This window comes from Gordonia pseudamarae (assembly GCF_025273675.1).
GTDB classification, from domain to species: Bacteria; Actinomycetota; Actinomycetes; order Mycobacteriales; family Mycobacteriaceae; genus Gordonia; species Gordonia pseudamarae.
Genome location: NZ_CP045809.1, coordinates 982,154 through 1,008,066 on the forward strand (window position 1 = coordinate 982,154; position 25,913 = coordinate 1,008,066).

The following is a 25,913-nucleotide window of genomic DNA, read 5'->3' on the forward strand; positions in this document are numbered from 1 at the left end:
CTACCTCCGACTTGTGGGTTCTTCGATGCTGATGATTTCGGGGATCGGCTGTGACCGATCTTGGGTGTTGCGATCTGCGGGGAGCTTTTCGCTCCCAGTGAGCGGGAAACCCCGGCGGTCACTCCGGCTCGCGGGTGAGGAATTCGAGCGCGATGCGTTCGAAGTCCTTCTTGCGTTCGACCTGAATCCAGTGCCCGCACTGGGAGAACGTGTGCAGTTCGACGTTGGGCAGCCAGCGATTGGCGAAATGCGCCTGATCGTAGGGCAGCATCCGATCCTCGCGGCCCCACATCATCAGCGTGGGGGTGGTGACGCTGTCCGGCCTGGTCCACAGCGGGGTGTAGGTGGCCTGGAGGGCGGGATTGAACATCGCGCCGAAGATCGCGGCGGTCCTGGCGAGTACGCCGTCGGCGGTCGCGTTCGCCATCCGCTCGTCGATCAGCTCGTCGGTGACCAGCGCCTGGTCATACACCATGGTCTTGACCCACTCGGTCATCCGCTCGCGGGTCGGGTCCTGCAGGAACGCGAACAGCCGCTGGAAGCCTTCGCTGGGTTCGGTCTGGAACAGACTGCGCGAGAGGCCGCCCGAGCCCATGATCGCCATCCGCTCGACCCGACCGGGCAGGTTCGCGGCCATTTCCGCGGCCACCGCACCGCCCATCGAGTTGCCGATGAACAGCGCCGATTCGATGTCGAGGTGATCCATCAGGCCGGCGATGCGACGGGCGGCATCGAGCGAATATACCTCCTTGACCTCGGGCAGAGAGCTGGCGCCGAAACCGGGCAGGTCGGGCATGATCACCCGGAAGTGCTCGGCGAACACCGGAAGGTTGTGCCGGAAATTCGACCATGCGCTCACCCCCGGTCCAGAGCCGTGCAGCATGATCAAGGGACGGCCCGAACCTGCTTCGTGATAGAGGAATTCGACGCCGTCGATGGTGGCGACCTTCTTGGTCGATTCATAGGTGAGTTCGTCGGTCACGCGTTCGCCCTTCGCTGTATTCGGGGTTGTCCGCACGCGGGTTTCATCATCACGCGGGTGAGGCCGAACCTAATCCGGCGCGGCGGGCCGGGCCGGTGGGGGTCTCGCTCAGCGGAAGAATCACCCGCCGCCGGCAGCGTGGTCGGCACACTGTGCCGATGGTCAGCAATACCGCGACGGAGCAGGGCGACCGGACCCCCGGGCAATCCGAAACACCCCACACGCCGGGCGAGACCGGTCTGTGGGTGTTCCTGCTCGGCGACATGGTGGTGTTCGTCGTCATGTTCGTCGCCTTCCTCGCCGAGCGCGCGGTCGAGCCAGATCTGTTCACCACTTCCCGCGAGTCGGTGAGCCTGGTCATCGCGCTGACCAACACGATGATCCTGCTGGTCAGTTCGCTGGCGGTGGTCATCGCCCTCAACCATGTACGAGCGGACCGGTTCACGCCGGCGGTACGGGCGTTCGCGGTGGCGTTGCTGTGTGCGGTGGCGTTCATCGGGTTCAAGGCCACCGAGTACACCCATCTGGTGTCCGGCGGCCACGGGCCCGACAGCAATGCCTACTTCATGTGGCTGTTCATCCTCACCGGAGTACATCTGGCGCATGTGGTGCTCGGCGTCGGCGTGCTGACCGCGCTGCTGCTGCGGGCACGTCGCGGGGTCCGGGCGACCGGCACCGGCCGAATCGTCTACGAGGGCGGTGCGTGCTATTGGCATCTGGTGGACCTGCTGTGGATGATGCTGTTCCCGCTCGTTTATCTGGTGGCCTGACGGGAGACTTCGGTGGCACAAAACACTCTTTCCGGCAACGGGATTCGCGAGGCGCTGCGGCAACGTCACGTGCGGACATGGCTGATTCTGGTGGTTCTGGCGGTGGTGATCCCCGTGCTCAGCGGGCAGGGACACGGCGGGACCGTCGCGACGATCGCGGTGCTCGGCCTGTCCGCCTACAAGGCCCGGCTCGTGGGGCTGGACTTCATGGAACTGCGCTCGGCGCCCCGCGAGCTGCGGCTCATCTTCGAAATCTATTGCCTGGCCACATGGATCGCGCTGTCCGGGGCTTTCGTGCTGCTGTGAACCCGTACTGCTCTGAACAACTATCAACAACGAGAGGGAAGTGAATGTCAGTGAGCGAAGAGAATTTTGACGTCATCGTCGTGGGATCGGGAGGTGGCGGCCTGATCGGCGCGTACACCGCCGCGTCCCGCGGACTGCGCACCCTGCTCATCGAGAAGACCGACAAGGTGGGCGGCACCACCTCGTACTCGGGCGGTGGCTCCTGGTATCCGGGCAGCGCGCCGCTCAAGCGGTCAGGTATCGAGGATTCCGACGTCGAGGCCGCTCGCGGATATCTGCGCGCGGTGGTCAACGACGCCGCCCGTGAGGACCTGCAGGATGCCTACCTGGCCGCCGGAGCGAAACTGATCGATGAGTTGGAGGGCAACCCGGTGTTCGGTCAGTTCGACACCGCGCCGGTTCCCGATTACTACGGCGCCGTCGAAGGGGCAACCCTGCACGGCCGCACCGTGTTTCCCGCACCGGTGCCCGTCGCCGAACTGGGCGAGCACGCGAACGTCGTGCGTCGGTCCATCTACACCGAACGATACGGGCACACCGAGGACGAAATCCTCATCGGTGGCCGCGCACTCATCGGCCGGGCGCTCAAGGCCTTCCTGAAAACGGGCAACGGCACCCTGAAGCTGAACACGGCACTGACCGATCTGGTGGTCGAGGGCGGCCGCATCGTCGGTGTCGACGCGGTCGTCGACGGTCAGTCCGTGCGTGTGCGCGCCGGACGCGGAGTCCTGCTGGCCACCGGCGGATTTGAGCACAATACCGAACTGCGTGCCAAGTACGACAACTACCCGCTCAAGGGCGACTGGTCCGACGCGGTCGAATCCAACGTCGGCGATGGCCATGTGGCCGGTATCGCGGTCGGCGCCGACACCGACCTGATGGACGAGGCCTGGTACATCTCCGGAGTGGTCCAGCGCGACGGGTTGCCGCTGTTCAACGTGACCCGCGGCGGCATCTGGGTCAACGCGGCGGGCAAGCGGTTCACCAACGAGGCCGCGCCGTACGACCAGGTGGGCCGGGCGATCCGCGACGGTGACCGCACCACCGGCATCTCGCACGCGCCCACACACTGGATCTTCGACCACAAGCAGCTCGCCCGTGACGGCTTCGGCGGCAACTCCCCGGAAACCCCGGTCGACGAGGACTGGTTCACCTCCGGCACCATCAAGCGCGCCGACACCCTGGAGGAACTGGCCGAGATCATCGGTGTGCCCGCCGCGGCGCTCACCGAATCGGTGGAAACCTTCAACGGGTATGTGCCCGGTGGTGTGGACGAGCAGTTCCACCGCGGGGAGAGCGCCTGGGACCAGATGGTGTCGTTCATCGTCGGTTACCCGGCCCTGCCCGAACAGGCCTTTATCAAGCCGATCGAGGCCGAGGGTCCCAACCCGTTGCTGGTGAAGATCGACACCGCACCGTACTACGCGGCCACCATTCTGCCGTCGGACATCGGCACCAAGGGCGGACTCAAGACCGACACCCGCGCACGGGTTCTGCGTGCCGACGGCACGCCGATCGAAGGTCTGTACGCCACCGGCAACACGATGGCCGCAATGTCGGGCACCGTGTACCCGGGCGCCGGCACCCCGATCGGTTCGACCCTGGCTTTCGCCTACATCGCGGCCCTCGACATCGTCGGCGGCTGACCGACAGGCATCGTCGGCGGCTGATTGACGCGCCACGAGGTGTATGACACGAGGGGCGGCTCCCGGATCGGGAGCCGCCCCTCATCATGTCGAACCGACTCAGACCAGCACGGGCAGCTGGTTCTCGGCGGCTTCCTTCTCTTCGGAGTCGACGGCCTTGAGCAGCAGCAGAGGCGTCGAGATCTTCCACACCGCGTACGCCAGGCAGGGCAGCCAGAAGGCGAACAGGCCGTTCCAGGCGAGCGGGCCGTCCTTGAACAGGTAGATGAACGCACCGGGCGCGAGGACTATCGCCAGCATGAAGTTGACGTAGGCGAACCAGCGCGGGAACACCGGCTCGGTGCGCTTGTCGATGAGCGTGGCCCAGCCCAGGCACACGCATTGCAGGCAGAAGATGAACGCGAAGCCCACGTACGAGAAGTAGAAGATGTCGGTCATCAACTGCAGGATCTCCGGCGAGCGTTCTTCGACCCGGTATGCCGCGGCCGACAGTATGAACATCGGATAGAAGAATCCGATCGGCGCGACCACACCCATCAGGACCTGGTTCATCGTCAGCACGCCCCAGCCGCGCTCGATGCGGCGCATCTGCCAGCTCGTGGTCACGACGAAGAAGTATTCGAGCGGGATCACGAACGAGCAGATCACCGTCGTCCACAGGATGCCGGCCCGGTTGTCGATCATCCATTCTTTGACCTGGTCCGCGGTCGACTGAGGATCCAGCGGCGGCTGAACCTTGGACAGCATGAAGAAGCAGCCGCCCTGGACGGCCATCACCAGGAAGCCCGACCATGCTGAGAATCGCTGGAACTTGTACAGATATGACTTGTCGACCGCGAATTCGGCCGGTGGTGGTGCCTCTTGAATGCTCACGGCACGGATCTCCTTTGCTCGCTGGGAACCCAGGTCGCCGCGCCTGTCCGCGATGACCTTGTGTCCCACAGTGTGGTGGCGAAGGTCCGTACCTGCGGTTGCCTTCCCGGTGAGCGAGATCACTGCTTATGCAACATATTCGACCAAATCTAGGGTCATCGGCATACATCGGACACCTGTTGTCGAAAGTGTGAGGAGATCTGACCATGGCAATTGAATTGCCCCCGTACCGCCCCCAACTCGCCCAATGCGGTGCGGTCGCGCTGGGTACCCCGCAGCTCGAGGTCTCGCTGAGCTTCTTCCGTGACACCCTGGGCATGGAGGAGGTGGAGCGCGTCGGCGACACCGTCTATCTGCGGGGGTACCAGGAGCTCAAGCACCATTCGCTGGTGCTGTTCCAGAGCGACACCGCCACGGTCGACTCCTACAGTTTCCGGGTTTCCCGGCCCGAGGACGTCGAACTGTTCTACAACCAGCTCCTCGCCGAAGAGGTAGAGGTGGTGGAACTGCCGTCCGGACATCAGGCCGGCCGCGGCACCGCGATCCGCTTCGTCGTTCCGCACGCCGGGCACACGTTCGAGCTGTACTACGACATCGATGCCCCGGAGGCTCCCGAGGAAATCCGGTCGAGGCTGCTGAGCAACTCCTCACGCCGTCGCGGGCTCGGCGTGCGCCGGCTCGATCACTACAACATCCAGGCCGGCTTCGACAACATCGGCAAGGCTGAGCAGTGGCTGCAGGATTCGCTGGGCTTCAAGCGGCGTGAGTTCGTGCACGTGCCCGATCACCCCGAGATGCTGGTCGCATCGTGGTCGGCCGTCACCTCGCAGGTGCACGACCTGGCGATCGCGATGAGCTTGAACAACAAGGACAATCAGCTGCACCACATCGCGTTCAACCTGGAGAACCACAGCGACCTGCTGGTCGCCGCCGACACCCTTCGCGACCTGGATGTGCATTTCAACTGCGGCCCGGGCAAGCACGGTGTCGGCCAGGCGATGTACCTGTACCTACGTGAGCCGGGCTCGGGACACCGCATCGAGCTGTACTCGGGCGGCTACCACATCTTCGATCCGGACTGGAAGGCGCTGGGCTGGGATATGACCAATGGCGACGGCTCGACCTGGTTCGGCCAGGAACTCGACGTCACCATGGGCGGCGAGATGGCCACCTCCACCGATTCGGTGTCTTCGCTGACATCGCTGATCGGGCAGAAGGACGCGGCTCCCGTGGCCTGACGTCCCACCAGTTCACACACCAATCACCACCGATACGCAAGCAGGGAATCAGATGGCAGGACAACGGTATTTGCATTTGAATCTCGTGGGCAACGAGATCAACAACCACCAGGGCGCGCTCGCCTACGAACGCGACCACGGCGGTGGGCCGGACCGGCAGAACGCCTATCTGCCGATCTCGGAGATGGGCAAGGCCGCCGAGGAGGGTTACTTCACGGCGATGTTCCTGGGCGACATCGCCGGTACCGCCGGCTCGCCCGCCCCCGATGGCGGCCCGCCCGAACCCATCACCGCGTTCGCGGCGCTGGCCCGTGAAACCTCGTACCTGGGACTGATCGCCACGGCGTCATGCTCGTTCTACGACCCGTACAACCTGGCCCGGCTGCTGGCCTCGATCGACCAGATCTCGGACGGCAGAGCGGGATTCAACGCCGTCACCAGCGTGAGTGACGAGTGGGCGCAGAACTACAGCATGGAGGCGCACCTGGACCGGATCACCCGGTACAAGCGCGCCGACGAGTTTCTCGACATTGTGACCGCCCTGTGGGAGAAGCGTGAGGTCCGGATCGACGCCGACCAGATCAAGCGCTTCTACTCCGAACAGATCAACCATCGCGGCGACTTCTTCCAGGTGCTCGGACCGCTGAATGTGGCACCCAGCCCCCAGGGTCGGCCGCTCATCGCGCAGGCCGGCGGATCGGGTCCGGGCATCGCGGTCGCCGCCAAGCACGCCGAGATGGTGTTCACCAACGCCACCACCCGGCAACAGGCGGCCGACTACCGCGCCGAACTCGACGCGGCCCTGGTGGCCCGCGGCCGTGCCGCGGGCAGTGTGCCGGCGATCCCAGGCCTGGTTCCCTACCTGGGCAAGACCCGGGCCGAGGCCGAGGAACTGATGCGTGCCCTCGACGAGAACGTGCCGTACGAGTTGTACGCCCCGTTCGCGCTGGTGCAGTTTGGGCTGGACTTCACCTTCGACAGTATCGACGATCCGTTCCCGCTCGATCAGATCCCGCACCCGGAGACGGTCAAGGACACCATCAAGAGCACCTACGGCAACTACCTGGGTCTCTACAACTGGATCGCCGAGAACCCCGGTGCCACGGTCCGCGACGTCACCGCGCAGTCGCTGGCGCGCGGTGGTGCCCAGCATCGCAAGTTCGTCGGCAGCTACGACGAGTTCGTCGACGACCTCGCGCTGTGGCACGCGGACGGACAGATCGGCGGCTTCAACCTGATGTTCCCCACCAACGTGATCGGTGTGCGGGACTTCGTGGCCGAGGTGGTTCCTCGTCTGATCGATCGCGGCATCTACCGCGGCAAGCCGGACACCCGGCCGCTGCGTGAGCGTTTCGCGGGAGAGTGAGCGCCGTGACAGCAGCCGAACTCACCGACCCCGGGCCGCAGCCGGACGGCTATGACCGGGACTGGGTGCGAGCCAAGTACGCCTTCGAGCGGGCCAAGCGTCTGCGCCGTGACGGCCTCGACCAGTTCGTCGAGGTCACCGCGGAGTTCTCGCACTACGCCGACGACCCGTACACCGAACGCGTCGAACGCGAACCCGTCGACGACCAGGTGCAGGTTCTGGTGATCGGTGCCGGACTCGGCAGCCTGATCGCCGCGGTCCGGCTGCGCGAGGCCGGCTTCGACGACATCCGGATGGTCGACAAGGCCGGCGACGTGGGCGGAACCTGGTACTGGAACCGGTATCCCGGTGCCCAGTGTGACGTCGAGGCATACGTGTATATGCCGTTGCTGGAGGAACTCGATTACATTCCCGAACGCAAGTACGCGTTCGGGCCCGAGATCCGCAAGCACTGTGTGCGCATCGCCGAAAAGTATGACCTGTACCGCAATTCGCTGTTCCAGACCGCCGTCACCGGGATGGAGTGGAACGAGGGGGCGGCCGGAGACGGCAGTGCGGTAGACAGCAAGGCGGCCGGAAGCTGGACGGTCACCACTGACCGCGGCGACACCATCACGGCGTCCATCGTCGTGGTATCGCCGGGGCCGCTGAGCCGTCCGAAACTCCCCGGTATCCCCGGAATCAACGAGTTCGCCGGACATACCTTCCACACCAGCCGGTGGGACTACGGCTACACCGGCGGCGGCGAAGAGGACTGGGAGCTGACCAAGCTGGCCGACAAGACGGTCGGCATCGTCGGCACCGGTGCGACCGCGTTGCAGTGTGTGCCGCACACCGGGCGTTTCGCCAAACAGTTGTACGTGTTCCAACGTACCCCGGCCGCCGTCGACGTGCGTGGCGATCACCCCACCCCTCCCGAATTCGCGGCGGGTCTCAAGCCCGGTTGGCAGAAGGAGCGGATCGAGAACTTCACCCACTGGACCTCCGGGACCGGTGCAGAGGTGGATCTGGTCTCGGACGGCTGGACCAAGGTGTCCAACGACCTGACCACACCGGCGGTGCTGCGGGAGATGGCGCGGCGCACCGAACCGATGACGATGGAGGACATCGGCGAATTCCTCTACGAAGAGGACTTCAAGTCGATGCAGAATGTGCGCGCGCACATCGCCGACATCATCGATGATCCGGAGACCGCCAAGGCCCTGACACCCTGGTACAAGCGGATGTGCAAGCGGCTCAGCTTCCACGACAGCTACCTGCAGACGTTCAACAGAGACAATGTGGCACTCGTGGACACCGACGGTCAGGGCATCGAACGCCTCACCACCGACGGTGTGGTGGTGAACGGAACCGAGTACAAGGTCGACGCGCTGATCTTCGCGACAGGCTTCGAGGTAGGCACGAACTACACCAAACGCGCGGGCTTCGACATCGTGGGCCGCAACGGGATCAAGCTCAGCGACAAGTGGGCCAAGGGGCCGCGGACATTGCACGGCCTGCAGAGCCACGACTTTCCCAACTGCTTCTTCCTCGGATACACGCAGTCCGGTATCGCACCGAACTACGTGCACACCGCGGAGGAACGGGCCGGTCATCTGGCCTACATCCTGGGACGGTGGCGTGAACTCGGCGGTGGCGTGATCGAGGCCGAGCAGGACGCGGAGGACCAGTGGTGCACCGCGATGGCCGACAGCACCGTGGTGGGCAAGCAGTTCTTCCTCGATTGCACCCCCAGCTACCTGGATTCCGAAGGTGACAACGAGAACCCGGACAGCCTGTTGGTCGCCGGATACGGTGGCGGGCCGATCGCGTTCTTCGACATTCTCAAGCAGTGGCGTGAGGCGGGGGATATGGCCGGGGTGTCGGTGCGCTGAGCACCGGCGGGGTCGGGGATACCTCGTTCCGGGGGTTCGACAGGGTATGTCTCCCGTACCCGCTCGCGGTAACCGCACGGCTACCGAGACCGGGTGCGGGGGACATTCCTGAAAGAGGGGGGATCAATAACGGGTAAGTCCGGAACACCGGACTTTTCAAGATAGGACGCGGGCAGCAGATGAGAACTAAGAGGATGCGTGCGGTGGTGGCCTCGGCCGCCGTTGCGGTGGTTGCGACCGCCGGTCTGGCCGCCTGCGGTAGCGACGACGACGATTCGACCGGATCGTCGTCGGCATCGGTGACCGCGCCGGAGGGATCCTTCCCCGGCAAGGCGGCCTCCGGCGCACCGGTGAAGATCGGTCTGATCAACCCCGAAGGCGGTCCGGCGATCTCGATGCCGGAGAACCGTGCGGCGGCCGAGGCGGCGACCACGTACGCCAACGAGAACCTCGGCGGTATCGGCGGCCGGCCCATCGAGCTGGTGGTCTGCAAGAACAAGGAAGACACCGCCTCGGCCCGCGAATGCGCCAACCAGATGGTCGAGGCCAAGGTGAGCGCCGTGGTGGTGACCGCCACGTCGATGAGCACGGTGATGGCACCGATCATCACCAAGGCCGGGATCCCCTACACCGCGGTGGCGGGCGCCGGTTCGGAGATCATGTCGGACAACGCCTTCATCTGGTCGGGTGCCTCGGGTGCCTACCAGTACATGGCCAAGTTCTCGGCCCAGGAGAATCTCAAGAGCGTGACGGCCTACGCCATCGACGTTCCGGCGAGCCTGACCGGACTGCAGATGGTGGCGACCCCCGCGTTCAAGGCCGCCGGCATCGACTTCAAGATCGTGCGGATCCCGGCCGGCACCCCCGAGGTGACACCGCAGGTGAGTGCGGGTCTGACGGACAAGACCGACGGCGTCATCGTCATCGGCAACACCGCGATGTGTACGGCCGTGTTCAAGTCCCTGGGCACGCTGGGGGCGGACGTCAAGAAGATGACGCCGCAGTCCTGCGCCGACGCCCAGGTGTACAAGTCGGTGGGTGACTCGCTCAACGGCACGCAGGTCTTCACCACCGCCGACACCCGTTCCGACGATCCGGAAAGCCAGTTGTACCGGGCCGTGATGGACAAGTACACGCCCGAGACCGACGCACACGGATACGCCGTTTCCGGCTATCAGGGCGTCCTCGGACTGGTGCGGGCCACCGAATCGCTGGACGGTTCGGACACCTCGCCCGCAGCCGTGATCACGGCGATCACAACCGCCAAGGACGTGAAATTGCCCGCTGCACACGGTCTTACCTTCACCTGTGACGGAACCGCACAGCCGCAGTTCAAGGCGGTCTGCGGTAAGGGCATGATCGTGGTCAACCTGGAGCAGGGCATCGCCACCGATCTGCAGGTCGTTCAGTAGCCGCACACCGATGAACGCGGCTGAGGAGAATTCCTCAGCCGCGTTCGTGTGTGCGGCTATTCGGTTGTGTACGTCGATATCAGTGAATTCTCATTCGCAGGAGAGGAATTCGCAGGAGTAGAGGTGGGGATTCGCGGTGATGATCGAGCTTCTATGCGGTCACCAGGTCGCGGTACCGGCGGCGAGTGCGTCGGAGATGGTGCGCGCGGCATGAAGAACCAGCGGCGCGATCGGCTCCAGCGGGGCATCGGCGCGCGCGGCAACGGAGATGGCGCCCACCGGACCGTCATTGCTGCGCACCGCCGCGCCCACGCAGGCCAGTCCGGGAATCAGCTCGCCACGTTCGACCGCGAGGCCGTTGCGCGAGCGGATACGGGCCAGTTCGCGGTGGAGCGCGTCGACATCATCGATGGTCTGGACAGCACCGGTGCCGCGTGCGGCGTTCATGATCTGGTTGTCGACGTACTCGGGAGCCATGCCGGCCATGATCGCCTTGCCGGCGGCGGTGCGGTGGGCCGGTGCCCGGCCGCCCACCCGGGAGCTGAGCCGGTGTTCGGGACGGCCGCCGAACATGTCGAGGTAATAGATCTCGGTGCCGGCGAGCGTGACCAGGTGGGTACACGCGCCGGTGCGATAGGCGAGTGCCTGTAGGACACCCGAGGCGGCCGAACGCAGTTCGTGCTGAGCGAGTTCCCGTCCACCCAGGGTCAGCGCCCGGCTGCCGAGGCTGTAATGGGTCTTGGCGTGGATCAGCCAGCGGCACTGCACCAACTGGTCGAGGATGCGATGCGCCGTCGACCTCGGCAGACCGGTGTGGCGGGTGACCTCGTCGAGCGTGAGTCGCGCCAGGGGCTTGTCGAAGGCCTCCATGATCAGCGTCATCCGCTCCACCATCGACAGCGGGAGGTTGGACTGGGGGGCGATGTCGGTGTCGTTCTCCAGCAGAGCGGTCATAGCGTTCCCTCCGAAACGGTCAGGCCCGGGTTGGGCAGCAATGAATGTCGATGCAGCACCGGGATGTCATGCTGCGCGGCGAATACCGCTGCGTCGGTGAGGTCGGGCAGTCCGGTGCCGGTGGCGGTGACCAGCGTGGCGTACACCGCGGCCACCGATCCGGCGCGTTCGGCGAGATTCAGGGCGGCCGCGGCGGCATCGTCGGCATGCTTGCCGGCGGCCACCCGGATCGGCATGACGTGCCCGGGTCTGGTGAAATCGTCTGGAGTGGAATCGATCGCACCGAGCAACCGGATGGTTCGGGCCCGGTCGGCGGCCGAAATCCCGGTGCCGATCCCTACCGCGGCATCGACCCCGACACACTGTTGTGATGCCATTCGGTCGGTGGTCGGGGCGATCGGCGGAATACGGAGCCGGTCGCCGCGGGCATCGCGGAACGCGACCTGAACGAACCCGGAGGAATGCCGGATCAGCAGGGCCGCCTGGTGGGTGGTGAGCCGATCGGCGGCCCCCACCACGTCGAAAGGTCCGGCCGGGTCGTCGTGGATCAGAACGAATCCGCCGCGGCGGATGGACCGGACGGCCTCGGCGACGGTGCACGTGCGCGGTGAATCGGGCCGACTCGCCGCGTTCGGAATCGTCGTGGCCGGGATGGTGGTGGCCGGGATGGTGGTGGCCGGGACCGCGCCATGCGGGCGATGGGCGAGGTGTCCGTTCATGTCAGCGCCGGTGACCGAGTTGTCGATGAGCGAGGTCATGGCGTCAGTCCGATGCAGGCAGCGGTGTGGCCGACTTGGGTGCCAGCGGTGCGCCCGAGACCGCGAGCTGCCCGTCACCGGCTGTGGTGCACAGCAATTCGATGGCGCCGTCGTCGGTGACGTATCGCTTGCCGAGCGCGGTGTTGCCGGCCTTGGGTGGAGTGCCGGGGGAGGCCGGTGCCGTTTCCGACATGGCCGCACCTCCGCAAGTCAGGTCCAGATCATCGGTGCTCCAGCGCACCACGATCACCGATGTGGTATCGACGGTGCTGTAGAGCCGTTTTCCTGCGGTGGGTTTCATATCCGCGTCCTCACAGTCGGTTGAGTTGGCTGAGCTGAATAGAAGTGGTTGTCAGAAGGCGAGTTTGGTGCCGATGACCCGGTCCTGCTCCAGTGCCTCGATGTCGGCGGCCGACAGTCCGAGTCCGGACAGGATCTCCGTGTTGTGCTCACCGAGCAGCGGTGCCGGGCGCATCGTGTGTCCACCAGGCTCACCGGAGAACTGCACCGGCAGGGTGGTGTGCGATGCGGTGCCGTTGACCGGGTGGGTGACCTGGGCGAAGAATCCTCGTGCCCGGAGTTGTTCGAGGTCGGCCTGCCGATGCGGTTGCATGACCTTGGCCACCGGGACGCCGACCTCCCACAGGGTGCTCACGACCTCGTCGTCGGAACGCTCCCGGCACCAGGCGCCCAGGCGTTCGTCGATGAGATCGTGTGCGGACCGGCGGCCGGCCGCCGTCTCCAGCGCGGGGTCGGTGGCCCAGTCGGGCGATCCGATGGCCTGGCGCAGCGCGGCCCACTGGGCATCGGTCTCGACGGCGACGGCAACCCAGTTGTCGTCGCGGCCGAACTCGTCCAATCCCCCGTGCTCTTCCAATCCCGATGTCCGGTAGAGGTTCTGCGGCGCGGAGACCGGTCCCCGATTGCCTTGCCGGTTGAGCAGGTTGCCGTATGCGGAGTACTCGATGAATTGCTCGGCGGCCACGTTGAGCGCGGCGTCGACCATGCTGGCCTCGACCAGGGTGCCCTCGCCGGTGCGGTCCCGGTGGGCCAGGGCGATCAACAGGCCGTTGAGGGCATGGATGCCGGCGTTGGGGTCGCCGATGGTGTACGGCTCCACCGGGTTCTGGTCGGGGTGGCCGGTCAGCCAGGTCAGGCCCGAGGCGTCTTCGATGACGTACGCGAAGGCGGCTTTGTCCCGCCACGGTCCGTCGAGGCCGAAGCCGGGCATCCGCACCATGATGATGTCGGGACGCAGCGCCCTGACGGCGTCGTAGTCGAGGCCGATCTGGTCGAGGACCCGTGGAGTGTAGTTCTCCACCAGCACATCACAGGTCTTGATCAGCTCGCGCAGGAGTTCCTGACCACGTTCGGTCTGGAAGTTCAGGGTGATGCTCTTCTTGTTGGTGTTGAGACCGGAGAAGATCGGGGACTTCTCCCACCACAGTTCGTCGGTCATCGGGACACCGGCGATCATCCGGGTGCCGTCGGGCCGTGACGTCGACTCCAGGTGGATGACCTCGGCGCCGAGGGTGGCCAGGATGTGGCTGCAGGAGGGCCCGGCCCAGAACGCCGTCATATCGAGCACCCGCATACCCTCGAACGGCAGTCCGGATACCGCCGGGGTGTCGGCGGCGACCCTGGTCTCGCGGTGCTCGGAGAGCATGTCGGTGTGCTCGCCGAGCCGGGGCGCGGCCTCCGGTCGGGGCAGGTCGAACGCCGACATCGCGTAGGGCCGGTCCGGCTGGCTGAAACCGGAGGTGGGGTTCTTGATGAAGGTGCCGCGTTCCCGGAAGTGCGCCGTGTCGGCGGCGTTGGCGCCGTTGATCACCGGAGAGTTGGGAATACGGAAGGCGGAGGCCTGGTCGGCGACGTCCTCGACGGTGCGTTCGGCGATCCATTCATAGATCTGCGGGGCGAGCTCACCGGCGCGGGCGGTGATCGCCAGTGGTGCTTCGGGATCCACCCATTCGGGATGGCCGACGAGTACGCACAGATCCGACCACTGCTGTGCGGTGGCCGCGCCGAGGGCGACCATGCCGTCGGCGGCCTGGGCGACGCCGGGCACGAAGATCGAGCGCTCGGACCGGAAGGGCCGCTTCCGCATCTCCAGGAATGTGACCGGATGGTAGGTCAGTCCGGCGACGGCGGTCTCGAGTGTGGACAGGTCAACGATCTGTCCTCGTCCGGTCTTGCCGGCCGCGCGCAGGGCTGCCAGGGTCGCGGCCGAGGCGTACGCGCCGCCGAACCACTCGCCGATCTGGCCACCGACGTGGATCGGTGCGCGATCGGGGGCGCCGCGGCCCAGGCCGATCACGCCGCCCGACCATGCCTGCACCGTGAATTCGGTTGCCGCGCGGTCACTCCACGGACCTTCCAGGCCGAACGGGGTGATCGCGGTGACCACCAGGTGCGGGTGGGCGGCCGCAAGTGCCGCCGGGGTCAGGGACTCGACCGTCGCGAACGGTGATTCCCGCGACCAGATCACCGCGTCGGCCGAACCCAGGAGAGCACCGAGGCGATCGGCCTCGTCGGTGTCGACCACAACGCTCTTCTTGGAGGAGGAGAGATAGGAGAACAGGGCCCCGTCTGTGCCGGCGGCGACATCGGCACCCGATGCCGACCAGGAACGCAGCGAATCACCCTGTGGGGTTTCCACTTTCACGACCTCCGCGCCACCGTCGGCGAGGAGTTTTGTGCAGTAGGCGCCCGCGATGCCCGCGGACAGGTCGACGATGAGGTACTGATGAAGCGGAGCCGGGGCGGACATGCGAAGCCTTCCGTAACTGACGGTCAGAGGTCGGGGTGTGGCGGACTGTTCGGCGCAGGCCGCTCAGGGGCAGATCATTCCGGCCGGCGCCGGGCTGACTTGCTGAGCCGGAAGTCCGGCGGGAATCCCTCGTCGAAGTCCTTGACCGCGTTGTTGATTCCGGCCGACAACGTGTCCTCGTCGAGGGTGAGTTCGGAGGCATCGGGCTTGGCATGATTGCCGACCGCCTCGAACAGTGCGGTGAGCATGCTGCCCATATACTCGCCCTGATTCTGCTTCATCATCTCGAAGAAGATCTTCTGCATGAAGATGGTGTCGGTGGGCCGATTGCGCGCGCAGGCCTGGGCGTACTTGTCCACCTCGGCCTCAAGCTGGTCGCGGGTGACAACTTTGTTGGCGAAACCGCAGTCGTACATCTCCTGGGCGGTGAACGGCCGGCCGGTGAAGACCATCTCCTGGAACCTGCGGATGCCCATCGTCTGTGCCCAGGTCCACATGCGGGGCCCGAAGCCGATGTAGCGGAACGCCGGATGTCCGAAAAGCGTGTCATCCGAGGAGATCACGAGGTCGGCGTCAGCCGCCTGGTAGAAGTGCCAGCCGTAGCAGTAGCCCTTGGCCTCCACGATGGAGATCTTCTTGAATTCCTGCAGGCTGCGGCAGCCCGCGGCCGCGTTCGCATACCACTGGGTGATGGCAGAACCGTGCCGGAACGACCCGATCGGCGGGAAATTGACGGCGGATGCGTCGTCGACCCGCAGCTCACGCAGCCAGCCCTCGGCACTGGGATCCATCGACATCGCCATGGCCTCGGGGATGTCGGCACCCGACCCGAGGTTGGAACCGACGCCCCGGATGACGACGACCTTGACGTCGTCGTCGATCTCGGCGCGGTGCAGCAGGTCCGCGTAGCGCAGGCGGGCGTCGGCGGTGGGCGCGTTCAGGTGGTCGGGCCGATTGAACGTGATCGTCGCGATCTTGGTCGCGGGATCCTTCGCATAAAGAATGATTTCTTCGGCGCTGGGTGGTTGGTAACCACCCATTCCGTTCGCACCGTTCGTGTCCTGCTTGGCGGAAATGTCGGTCATGTATCGCTCGTATCCCTGGTGTCGGCCGCGGGGAATCGGAAAGCCGATACGTCCGCGGGTGTGTGGCGCATGGGTTCTGGTGAAAGAAAAAAGCGGTTGTGGAGTCTGTGACAAATGTCGGAATCGGTCTGTATTCGCCGCGTCCGGCCGTAGTGGGCCGTGCCTGGCCGGTTGTCGGGCGCGGGGCGGGTTCGGCCCGTGGAGTGGGCCGGCCTTCTGTCGGTGTCAGGGTCGTTGGTTGGGATAACCCGTGACCTATGTCCCAAGTGAAGCGCATCACAGGGCAAAAGTCAATCAACTGCTTGATTTACCCTGAATCGGGGTTCGGACACACCTCTGGCCTGCGGAAATCCGCAGGCCAGAGGTGTGCCAAGGGTTGCGTGGGCGTCAGACCGGAGTGACGGGCGCGGTCCAGATGCCGACGAGCAGATCGACGAGGCCGGTAGCCATCTCCGACCACGATGCCCGGATCGTCGGTTCTCCGTTGGCCAGGGCGCGCTCGCGCTGAGCGCACATCTGGATGATCAGGAACATCGAGCAGTCGATGCGTTCGGGCTGGACCTGTACGGGCAGGAACGGCAGGCACTTGAGCAGGCCGTCCACCGACGCATGCAGTGTCGGAGATTGGGCGAATGACGATTCCATCAAAATGGTGCGCAACTCGGGATCGGTCATCATCTGGGTGCCGACTCTGGCGAACCAGGTCGGTGCGCCGAGTTCGTCGAAACGTTCGATGATCGGGCGGACCTGGCAGTCGAGCCAGTCGCGGACATTGAGCGAACCGCTGATCTCGGAGAGCATCGTCTCTCGCGCGGGCTCGATACTCGTGTGGAATCTGGAGACCATCGCCTCGATCAGTTCGGTGCGGCTCCCGAAGTGATAGCCGACGGCGGCGGTATTGCCCTGACCTGCTGCTTCGGCGATCTGACGGTTCGATACCGCGTAGATGCCGTGCTCGGCGAAGAGGCGCTCGGCGGTGTCGAGGATCAGCTCCCTGGTGGCTTCCTTCTTGCTGCGCCGGGTGGCCGGCGGCTCAGCGGTGTCCTCACTCGGGGATGTGTCCCCGGTGGCGCGCAGGTTGCTCGTCATGGTCGGTGACCTTGCCTATCTCTCTTGCGGGTCCGGTCGTCGCTTCGGGCCGGATGAAGGGTGCGGGCGCGAGACGCTGACAGTACCTCTTGTCATTGAAGAAAGTTTACTGATCTTGTCTCGGCGGGCTGGCGGGTGAGGTCGGGGCGATGACACTGCGGCAGGGAGGCCCTTGGTCCGCCTCGCGGCCGGTTGGGCCGGACCCCGCCGGCGGATTCAGGGCCGCTCCGTGTGGGTGAGCCTGCCGCGTGGGTGGGCCTGCGGCCGCGTGCTTCGCTACTCGGTGATACGAGTGCGACCCACTCTACAAGTTCAATCAATCGCTTGACAAACTTTCGGCCACTTGCCACCCTGCTAGGGGCAGATAAGACATGCGCCACAGTCAGAAATCTTCGTGAGGTGCTGCACCGATCGTTCAGGGGGGCCTTGGATCAGCGGCGACGTCTGCTACCGCACGCCGACACCGCATGGCGATGCGGCGAGACCGGGTAGCTGCGCCGCGGAGTACACCCGGACCGGGGCTCCTTTGAATATCGGTGCATGACCGGAAATCGGTCTATGGCCGATTGCTTGTATCAACGCCGATATTTCTCCCGTTATCGTTACATCGACTTCGAAGGGTGGCCGGAAAGTGGCCGATGAATTGTCAGGAAAGATCGCAGTCGTCACCGGCGGCGCCTCGGGTCTGGGTGAAGGCATTGTCGAGAAATTCATTGCCGAAGGCGCGAAGGTGACCATCGCCGACATCGACGAGGCGGGCGGCGCCGCGCTGGCCGAACGGCTGGGGGACGCGGCGGAGTTCGTCCGTGTCGATGTCGCCGTACCCGCCGAGCTGGCGTCGCTGGTCGATCACGTCGTGGCCACCCATGGTCGTATCGACGTCATGGTCAACAACGCCGGCGTCTCCGGTGCGATGCACCCGAGTTTCCTCGACGACGACCTGGCCGACTTCCGCCGCGTCATGGACGTCAACATGCTCGGAGCGATGGCCGGCACCCAGGCCGCCGCACGGCGCATGGTGGAGACCGGCGGCGGATCGATCGTCAACATCTCCTCCATCGGTGGCATCCAGGCGGGGGGCAGCGTGATGAGTTACCGTGCCTCCAAGGCCGCCATCATTCACTTCTCCAAGTCGGTGGCCATCGAACTGGCCGAGCACAACATCCGGGTCAACACCATTGCTCCGGGCAACATCCCCACACCGATCCTGGCCGCCTCGGCGGCCAAGATGGGCGCCGACGTCGAGGCGTTCACCGCGATGGTGCGGGCCGTCATGGCGGCCAACCGGCCCCTGGAGCGCGAAGGCACGGCCGAGGACGTGGCGGACGCGGCGCTGTTCTTCGCCTCCGATCGGTCGGGGTACGTCACCGGCACGCTGCTCCCGGTGGACGGCGGTACCGTGGCAGGTCCGCCCAACAAGCTGAAGACCGGTGCCGGTGCCCAGCAGGGTTCCGGACAGCAGGGTTCCGGACAGCAGGGGCCGGGACAGCAGGGTTCCGGACAGGGTGACACCGAACTCGTCGGCGCGTCGGCCTCTCCGGAGTAGTGACCCGCTGTGGGCGGCGTGGCGTGAGACATATCGCGGCGCCGCCCACGGCACGGCCCTGACCGATGAGTGGGACCGCCGATCGCGGACGTTCGGAACGGGTCCATAGCATCTGGACAGATGACGCCCTACCTGCACCGGCGGGATCAGGCCGTCGGCCCCGGACCAGAGCCCGTCGAGCCCGCCATAGCGCGGTCCGGAGTCCTGGACGGAACGCCACGGACCGCGGTTGCGGCATCCGCACAAGACACCTACATAGACACGACGCACGCACCGATACGTACAGCCCAGGAATCAAGGATCGAGGACGCCCGCATGACCGAGACCGTGACAGAAGTCCACAACGACACGGCACCGTACTTCCCGATGGAACGCGACATGCGGTGCCCGTTCGCTCCGCCGGAGGGCACACGGGTGCTGCGGGAGCAGAACCCGGTGAGCCGCGTCGAGATCTGGGACGGCACCGAGCCGTGGCTGATCACCGGTCTGGCCGAACTCAAGTCGCTGCTCAAGGATCCGCGGATCAGTGTGGACGAGTCCAAGGAGGGCTTTCCGCACTGGAACGAGGGCATGAAGGCCAATGTCGCGATGCGCCCCAAATCGGTGTTCAACAGCGACGGCAAACAGCACTCGCACTTCCGGCGGATGATGACCAAGGCGTTCACCCCCAAACGTGTCAACGCGCTGCGACCGTTCCTGCAGGAGACCACCGACAAGCTGATCACGGACATGCTGTCCGGCCCGAAGCCCGCGGATCTTGTTGAGTCCTTGGCACTTCCGTTGCCCTCGATCGTGATCTCGCAGATGCTGGGCATCGGCTACGAGCACCACGGCTTCTTCCAGGAGAACGCGGTCAAGAGTGTCGACCGGTATGCCACGCCGGAGCAGAACATGGAGGCCTTCGCGGCCATGTTCATGTTCATGTACGAGCTGGTGGAAAAGAAGATGGCCGAACCCACCGACGACGTGATCGGTGACTTCGCGATCCGGGCCAGGGACGGGGAGATCGACGCCGCCGAGGCCGCGCAGATGGGTCTGGGCCTGCTGATCGCCGGCCATGAGACCAGTGCCAACATGATCTCCCTCGGCGTGCTCGCGCTCCTGCAGAATCCGGAGCAGCTCGCGATCATCAAGGAGACCGAGGACGAGGATGTCATCGCCAACGCCGTGGAAGAACTGATGCGGTATCTGGGCATCATCCACAACGGGCAGCGCCGGATCGCCACCGATGATATCGAGATCTCCGGGCAGACCATCAAAGCCGGCGACGGTGTGATCGTCGAGCTGGCCTCCTCCAATTGGGATCCGCGCGCGTTCGAGAACCCCGAGAAGCTCGATCTTCGGCGTAATGTTGTGCAGCACACGGGGTTCGGATTCGGTCCGCACCAGTGCATCGGCATGATGCTGGCCCGCGCCGAACTGCAGATCGTCTTCAAGTCGATCTTCCGGCACGCGCCGAACCTCGCCGTGGCATGCCCGATCGAAGACATCGAGTTCAAGTCCGACAGGCTCGCCTACGGCGTGTACACGCTGCCTGTCACCTGGTAGGTCCCCGTCACCTGGTAGGTCCCTGTCACCTGGCAGGCCACCGAGCTCGACAATCCAGCCCCGCAACGATTTCAACGAACGAGGATCGCAATGCCCGAATGGGACCACGTCACGGACCTACTGGTGATCGGATCCGGTGGAGGGTTGGTCGGCGCCCTGCGCGCCGCGGCCCTGGGCCTGGACGTCGTGGTGGCCGAGAAGACCGACAAGATCGGCGGTTCGACCGGGATGTCCGGCGGAATCGTCTGGCTCCCCGACAATCCGCTGATGAAGCGCGAAGGCGTGCCGGATTCGCTCGACGATGCCCGTGCCTATTTCGACTCGGTGGCGGGTAAGGCCGAAGAGTGCTCACCGGCGTCGTCGCAGGCGCGGCGGGAAACCTACCTGACCGCCGGCAACGAGATGTTCGACTTCCTCGAGGACGAAGGCGTGCGGTTCGTGCGCTGTGAGGGCTACAGCGACTACTACTCGGGTGCCCGGGGTGTGGTCGGCGGGCACGCACGGTCCCGGTCGGTGGAAGCGGTGGCATTCGATACCCGTGAGCTGGGGGAGCAGGCCGGGCTCCTGCGTCCCCCGGTGGCCGGTGACCTCACCATGTACACCTACGAGGCCGGGTACGTGTCCAATCTTCGTACGCGCAAGGGCATGTCGGTGATGGCGCGGGTGATGCGCCGCACCATCGGCGGCCGGTTGCGCGGCAAGAAGTTGGTCACCAACGGTGCCGCGCTCATCGCGCACCTGCTCAAGGCGCTCGGCAATCGCGGCGTGCCGGTGTGGACCGAGACGTCGCTGGTCGAACTGGTCGTCGCCGACGGCACGGTGGTCGGAGCGGTCCTGAACAAGGGTGCGCCCGGCGACGGGAAAGGCGGCGGCCGGACCCTGCGGATCGGTGTCCGCGGTGGTGTCTTGCTCGCCGCCGGTGGATTCTCCCGCAATCAGCGGATGCGCGACGAGTTCGCGGGTGATCAGCCGGGGCAGGTCGCGTGGACCAGCGCGAACCCCGGCGACACCGGTGAGGTCCTGCGGCTGGCGATGGGTATCGGCGCGGCGACCGACATGATGGACGAGGGCTGGTGGATGCCCTCATGGTTGCTCGCCGACGGAACCCCGTCGATGACCTTGTCCGAGCGCTGCAAACCGCACTCGATCATCGTCGACACCCACGGCAATCGGTACTTCAACGAGGCGGTCGCGTACCAGGAGGCCGGGCAACTCATGTTCGCCCACGAGAAGAAGACCGGCGGTGCGCTGCCGTCCTGGCTGATCATCGACTCCCGGCACCGTTCGCACTACACCTTCGCCACGGCCGCGCCCGGGATGACCCCGCGCACATGGATCGCCGATGGTGTGATGAAGAAGGCCGCGACCCTCGACGACCTGGCTCGCCAGTGCGGTATCGACCCGGTGGCGTTGGCGCGAACCGTCGAACGATTCAACGGGTTCGCCCACACGGGTGTGGACGAGGACTTCCACCGCGGTGAAGGCGATCACGAACGCTATCAGGGTGACGCCACCCACCGGCCCAACGCCTGCCTCGGCGCCATCGCCAAGGCCCCGTTCTACGCGGTCGCGATGTACCCCGGTGACATCGGCACCAACGGCGGACTGCTGTGTGATGAGGCCGGGCGCGTGCTGAACACCGACGGAAACGTGATCAGCGGTCTGTACGCCGCCGGCAACTGCACGGCGTCGGTGATGGGGCGCAAGTATCTCGGCGCCGGCGCGACGATCGGTCCGTCGGTGATCTTCTCCTACGTCGCCGCCGCGGACGCCGCCCGGCGCGTCGCCGCAGACGCATCCACGTCCTCCCCGGTGAACTCCGAGCAGTAGACGCTCCCAAGGATTTACAAACATCAACCCCAGCCCATGCGAGAGGCCCATTCCGTGACAAGCACCGCGAGCAATGTGAAGTACGATCCCTATGATCTGACGCTGAACGCCGACCCGTATCCGGCGTTCGCCGCGATCCGCGAAGAGCAGCCGCTCTATTACAACGCCGATCACGACTTCTACGCGTTGAGCAGGTACGCCGACGTCAATGCGGCGCTCGTCGACTTCAAGACGTTCAGTTCGGCGCGCGGCGCCATCCTGGAACTGATCAAGGCGAACATCCCGATCCCGCCCGGCGTGGTGATCTTCGAAGATCCGCCGATCCACGATATCCACCGGAAGCTGTTGTCGCGCATGTTCACCCCCAAGAAGGTGCTGGGTCTGGAAGGCCAGATCCGCGACTACTGTGCCGCCTGCCTCGATCCGCTCGTGGGCACCGGCAACTTCGACTTCGTCAAGGATCTGGGCTCGCAGATGCCGATGAAGGTGATCGGTATGCTCCTGGGCATTCCCGAAGAGGATCAGAGCATCATCCGAGACTTCGCCAACGATCAGATGCGCACCGAGGACGGCAAGCCGATGAAGGCCGCCGAGGAGGGTATGACCACCGCGGGCAACTTCGAGGCGTACATCGACTGGCGGGCCGAGCATCCATCGGACGACATCATGACCGAACTGCTCAACGTGGAGTTCAAGGACGAGGAGGGGGTGGTCCGCAAGCTGCGCCGCGAGGAACTGCTCACGTACCTGAACGTGGTGGCCGGGGCCGGGGCCGAGACCACCACCCGGCTGATCGGCTGGTCCGGAAAGGTTCTGGCCGAACATCCCGACCAGCGCCGCGAACTCGCGCGGGATCCGTCGCTCATCCCCAACGCGATCGAGGAACTGCTGCGTTTCGAGCCGCCCGCGCCGCACGTCGCGCGGTACGTGACCCGCGACGTGGAATACTACGGACAGACGGTCCCGGAGGGCAGCGTGATGCTGATGCTGCTGGCCGCCGCCAACCGTGACTCGCGGGAGTTCCCCGACGGCGACACCTTCGACATCCATCGGGATATCAAGGCGCACCTCACCTTCAGTGCCGGGCGGCACCTGTGCCTGGGTATGGCGCTGGCCCGGCTCGAAGGCCGGATCGCACTGGAGGAGATCCTCAAACGGTTCCCCGAGTGGGAGGTCGACCTGTCGCAGGCAGCGCTCTCGCCGACGTCGACGGTCCGGGGCTGGGACACTTTGCCGGCGACCATCTGAGTCGCGATCTCGTATCAACTCGTTGCATCAAATGAAATATCCAAGCACACAGGAGGATTCATGACTGGTCGGGTAGCGGACAAGGTTGCCTTCATCACCGGAGCGGGACGTGGCCAGGGTCGGGCACACGCTGTCCGGCTCGCGGAAGAAGGCGCCGACATCATCGCGATCGACGTGTGCGCCCCCATCGACGGCGTACCCTTCGATCTCTCGAGCGAAGAGGACCTGGCCGAGACGGCCGAACTGGTCAAGGCGCAGGACCGCCGCGTCGTCACCGCCAAGGTCGACGTCCGCGATCTCAACGGTCTCACCGAGGCCGTGAAGTCGGGTGTCGAGCAGCTCGGACGTCTGGACATCGTCGTGGCCAACGCCGGAATCGCCACCGGCGGTGACAGCCTGGCCGACATGGACGAGAAGACCTGGCGGGACATGATCGATGTCAACCTCACCGGTGTGTGGCACACCGCCAAGGCGGCGATTCCGCACATGATCGCGGGTGGGCGTGGCGGTTCGATCGTGTTGACCAGCTCGGTGGGCGGCCTCAAGTCGTACCCGTTCTGCGGGCACTACGTGGCCGCCAAGCACGGTGTCGTCGGTGTCATGCGCACCCTGGCGCTGGAGCTGGCCCAATACAACATCCGGGTCAACACGGTGAACCCGTCGCAGGTCAATACCGCGATGATCATGAACGAGGCCACCTACAAGATGTTCCGCCCCGACCTCGAACACCCGGGGCCGGAGGACTTCGCGCCGCTGTCGCAGATGATGCACGTGCTGCCGGTGCCGTGGGTCGAGCCCGAGGACGTCGCCAACGTGGCACTGTTCCTCGCCTCGGACGAGGCCCGGTACATCACCGGTCTCACTGTTCCGGTCGATGCGGGCGCCTGCCTGAAGTAGGAGCAGACGTCGCGGGAACCGAATCACACATCGCTGTAAGGGGAGAGGCATGAGCACCAACACCGCGCCGGGGGGCGGCGGTATCGTCGCCCGGTACTCGTCGGGGCCTCTCAAGGCGATCGGCGGCTTGTTCCTGATGACCGCGGACGCCGCCCGGTTCGCTTTCCACAGGCCGTTTCAGACCCGGGAGTTCATCGACCAGTCCTGGTTCGTCGCCCGGGTGTCACTGATTCCTACTGTGCTGGTGGCGATCCCGTTCACCGTGCTGGTGAGCTTCACCCTCAATATCCTGCTGCGCGAGCTCGGCGCCGCCGACCTGAGCGGCGCCGGGGCGGCCTTCGGCGCCGTTACCCAGGTGGGACCGATGGTGACGGTACTCATCGTCGCCGGGGCGGGTGCCACCGCGATGTGCGCCGACCTGGGATCGAGGACCATCCGCGAGGAGATCGACGCGATGGAGGTGCTGGGCATCAATCCGGTACAGCGCCTGGTCACTCCACGGGTGCTGGCCTCGGGGCTGGTGGCGGTGCTGCTCAACAGCCTGGTGTGCATGATCGGTATCGGTGGCGGCTATGTGTTCTCGGTGTTCGTGCAGGGGGTGAATCCGGGTGCCTTCGCGGCCGGAATCACCCTGCTCACGGGCACCCAGGAGGTGATCATCTCCTCGGTCAAGGCGCTGTCGTTCGGCCTGATCGCCGGGATCGTCGCCTGCTATCGCGGCCTCATCGTGACCGGTGGGGCCAAGTCCGTCGGCAACGCCGTCAACGAGACCGTCGTCTACGCGTTCATCGCGCTGTTCGTTGTGAACGTCGTGATCACCGCCGTCGGTGTGCAATTGAGTAGGTGAGCAGGTCATGGCAGTTGTTCCGTCACTGATTCCGAGCGTCCGCCACCCGCGGATCAACCGTGAGCTCCGCAGGCCGATAGTCGGTCTCGGCCGGCTCGGAGACCACGCGATCTTTTACGCGCGTGCGCTGCGCAGTGTGCCGCACGCGGCGATCCACTATCGGCGCGAGACGATCCGGCTCATCGCCGAAACCAGCATGGGTGCGGGCAATCTCGCACTCATCGGCGGTACCGTCGTCATCGTCGGATTCCTCACCCTGGCAACTGGCAGCACGCTGGCGGTGCAGGGGTACAGCTCGCTCGGCGACATCGGCATCGAGGCGCTGACCGGATTCCTGTCGGCATTCATCAACGTACGAATCGCGGCCCCCGTGGTCGTCGGTATCGGTCTGGCCGCCACATTCGGGGCCGGTGCGACCGCGCAACTCGGGGCGATGCGGATCAACGAGGAGATCGATGCCCTCGAATCGCTGGGTATCAACCCGATCGCGTATGTGGTCGGTACCCGGATCGCCGCGGGGATGATCGTGATCGCCCCGCTGTACGCCATCGCGCTGATCGCCTCGTTCGCCGCCTGCCGCTTCACCACGGTGGTGCTGCTCGGGCAGTCCTCGGGTCTGTACGCGCACTACTTCACCACCTTCCTCAATCCGCTCGACCTGGTGTGGTCGTTCGTCCAGGCGTTCGTGATGGCGCTGCTGATCCTGCTGATCCACACCTATTTCGGATTCTTCGCCAGCGGCGGTCCCTCGGGTGTCGGGGTGGCTGTGGGCGACGCCGTACGGACCTCGCTGGTCGCGGTGGTCACCGTGACACTGCTGGTGGCCCTGGCGATCTACGGATCCAACGGAAACTTCAACCTCTCGGGCTAGGGA

22 protein-coding genes are annotated in these 25,913 nt (G+C 65.4%); 14 read left to right on the forward strand and 8 right to left on the reverse strand.

Translation table 11 applies throughout. The features are described 5' to 3' along the window. Positions 1-118 precede the first annotated feature (118 nt). On the reverse strand, positions 119-982 hold the full coding sequence (locus tag GII31_RS04225; RefSeq protein WP_213247080.1) for an alpha/beta fold hydrolase: 864 nt from the start codon (positions 980-982) through the stop codon (positions 119-121). Positions 983-1,140: 158 nt separating this feature from the next. On the opposite strand from GII31_RS04225, the gene GII31_RS04230 reads away from it, so the two are divergent. Genes GII31_RS04230 through GII31_RS04240 form a run of 3 tightly spaced genes read left to right on the forward strand, consistent with a single transcriptional unit; the run spans position 1,141 to position 3,704 of the window. After that, positions 1,141-1,752 carry a cytochrome c oxidase subunit 3 gene (locus GII31_RS04230; RefSeq protein ID WP_213247082.1) on the forward strand — a complete coding sequence of 204 codons (612 nt, stop codon included), beginning with the start codon at positions 1,141-1,143 and terminating at the stop codon, positions 1,750-1,752. Between the two features lie 12 nt (positions 1,753-1,764). Continuing rightward, positions 1,765-2,058, forward strand: a complete 294-nt coding sequence (locus GII31_RS04235; protein ID WP_246222101.1) for a cytochrome C oxidase subunit IV family protein — start codon at positions 1,765-1,767, stop codon at positions 2,056-2,058. Between the two features lie 44 nt (positions 2,059-2,102). Further along, positions 2,103-3,704, forward strand: coding sequence for an FAD-dependent oxidoreductase (locus tag GII31_RS04240; RefSeq protein ID WP_213247084.1), 1,602 nt, complete (start codon positions 2,103-2,105; stop codon positions 3,702-3,704). Positions 3,705-3,803: 99 nt separating this feature from the next. Here GII31_RS04240 and GII31_RS04245 read toward each other — a convergent pair whose 3' ends face one another. Then, positions 3,804-4,577, reverse strand: a complete 774-nt coding sequence (locus GII31_RS04245) for a hypothetical protein (protein ID WP_213247086.1) — start codon at positions 4,575-4,577, stop codon at positions 3,804-3,806. 206 nt (positions 4,578-4,783) lie between these two features. Between GII31_RS04245 and GII31_RS04250 the strand changes: the two genes are divergently transcribed. The 4 genes from GII31_RS04250 (at position 4,784) to GII31_RS04265 (ending at position 10,467) form a co-directional block, all read left to right on the forward strand. Next, entirely contained in the window at positions 4,784-5,815 is a 1,032-nt protein-coding gene (locus GII31_RS04250; RefSeq protein WP_213247088.1) for a VOC family protein, read from the forward strand. A 52-nt stretch (positions 5,816-5,867) separates the two neighbouring features. Beyond that, entirely contained in the window at positions 5,868-7,181 is a 1,314-nt protein-coding gene (locus tag GII31_RS04255; protein ID WP_213247090.1) for an NtaA/DmoA family FMN-dependent monooxygenase, read from the forward strand. Between the two features lie 5 nt (positions 7,182-7,186). Further along, complete coding sequence (locus GII31_RS04260) at positions 7,187-9,055, forward strand: flavin-containing monooxygenase (RefSeq protein ID WP_260840300.1); 1,869 nt, start codon at positions 7,187-7,189, stop codon at positions 9,053-9,055. Positions 9,056-9,234: 179 nt separating this feature from the next. Continuing rightward, entirely contained in the window at positions 9,235-10,467 is a 1,233-nt protein-coding gene (locus GII31_RS04265; RefSeq protein ID WP_213247092.1) for an ABC transporter substrate-binding protein, read from the forward strand. Between the two features lie 159 nt (positions 10,468-10,626). On the opposite strand, the gene GII31_RS04270 is transcribed toward GII31_RS04265, so the two are convergent. From GII31_RS04270 to GII31_RS04295, 6 genes are all read right to left on the reverse strand, one after another. Then, the gene (locus GII31_RS04270; protein ID WP_213247094.1) at positions 10,627-11,421 is read right to left on the reverse strand and encodes an IclR family transcriptional regulator; all 795 of its coding nucleotides are present in this window, start codon (positions 11,419-11,421) and stop codon (positions 10,627-10,629) included. Beyond that, a complete protein-coding gene (locus GII31_RS04275; RefSeq protein ID WP_246222102.1) occupies positions 11,418-12,179 on the reverse strand; it encodes a 3,4-dihydroxy-2-butanone-4-phosphate synthase in 762 nt (253 codons plus the stop codon). Before GII31_RS04275 ends, GII31_RS04270 begins: the two co-directional genes overlap by 4 nt. Before the next feature lie 4 nt (positions 12,180-12,183). Continuing rightward, entirely contained in the window at positions 12,184-12,480 is a 297-nt protein-coding gene (locus GII31_RS04280) for a hypothetical protein (protein WP_213247096.1), read from the reverse strand. 51 nt (positions 12,481-12,531) lie between these two features. Continuing rightward, positions 12,532-14,949 carry a CaiB/BaiF CoA-transferase family protein gene (locus GII31_RS04285; RefSeq protein ID WP_260840301.1) on the reverse strand — a complete coding sequence of 806 codons (2,418 nt, stop codon included), beginning with the start codon at positions 14,947-14,949 and terminating at the stop codon, positions 12,532-12,534. A gap of 74 nt (positions 14,950-15,023) precedes the next feature. Next, complete coding sequence (locus GII31_RS04290) at positions 15,024-15,989, reverse strand: enoyl-CoA hydratase/isomerase family protein (RefSeq protein WP_213249827.1); 966 nt, start codon at positions 15,987-15,989, stop codon at positions 15,024-15,026. A gap of 432 nt (positions 15,990-16,421) precedes the next feature. Then, complete coding sequence (locus GII31_RS04295) at positions 16,422-17,123, reverse strand: TetR/AcrR family transcriptional regulator (protein ID WP_260840302.1); 702 nt, start codon at positions 17,121-17,123, stop codon at positions 16,422-16,424. 631 nt (positions 17,124-17,754) lie between these two features. On the opposite strand from GII31_RS04295, the gene GII31_RS04300 reads away from it, so the two are divergent. The 7 genes from GII31_RS04300 to GII31_RS04330 all read left to right on the forward strand — a co-directional run bounded on the left by GII31_RS04300 (position 17,755) and on the right by GII31_RS04330 (position 25,910). Next, a complete protein-coding gene (locus GII31_RS04300) occupies positions 17,755-18,669 on the forward strand; it encodes an SDR family NAD(P)-dependent oxidoreductase (protein ID WP_213247103.1) in 915 nt (304 codons plus the stop codon). A gap of 315 nt (positions 18,670-18,984) precedes the next feature. Beyond that, the gene (locus tag GII31_RS04305) at positions 18,985-20,217 is read left to right on the forward strand and encodes a cytochrome P450 (protein ID WP_213247105.1); all 1,233 of its coding nucleotides are present in this window, start codon (positions 18,985-18,987) and stop codon (positions 20,215-20,217) included. A 90-nt stretch (positions 20,218-20,307) separates the two neighbouring features. Continuing rightward, positions 20,308-22,047, forward strand: coding sequence for an FAD-binding protein (locus GII31_RS04310; protein ID WP_213247107.1), 1,740 nt, complete (start codon positions 20,308-20,310; stop codon positions 22,045-22,047). A gap of 54 nt (positions 22,048-22,101) precedes the next feature. Continuing rightward, positions 22,102-23,295, forward strand: a complete 1,194-nt coding sequence (locus tag GII31_RS04315; protein WP_246222103.1) for a cytochrome P450 — start codon at positions 22,102-22,104, stop codon at positions 23,293-23,295. A 60-nt stretch (positions 23,296-23,355) separates the two neighbouring features. Beyond that, on the forward strand, positions 23,356-24,192 hold the full coding sequence (locus GII31_RS04320; RefSeq protein WP_213247111.1) for a mycofactocin-coupled SDR family oxidoreductase: 837 nt from the start codon (positions 23,356-23,358) through the stop codon (positions 24,190-24,192). Positions 24,193-24,241: 49 nt separating this feature from the next. Continuing rightward, positions 24,242-25,039 (forward strand): MlaE family ABC transporter permease, encoded by a 798-nt coding sequence (locus GII31_RS04325; protein ID WP_213247113.1) that lies wholly within the window; start codon positions 24,242-24,244, stop codon positions 25,037-25,039. 7 nt (positions 25,040-25,046) lie between these two features. Then, entirely contained in the window at positions 25,047-25,910 is an 864-nt protein-coding gene (locus GII31_RS04330) for an MlaE family ABC transporter permease (protein ID WP_213247115.1), read from the forward strand. Positions 25,911-25,913 lie beyond the last annotated feature (3 nt).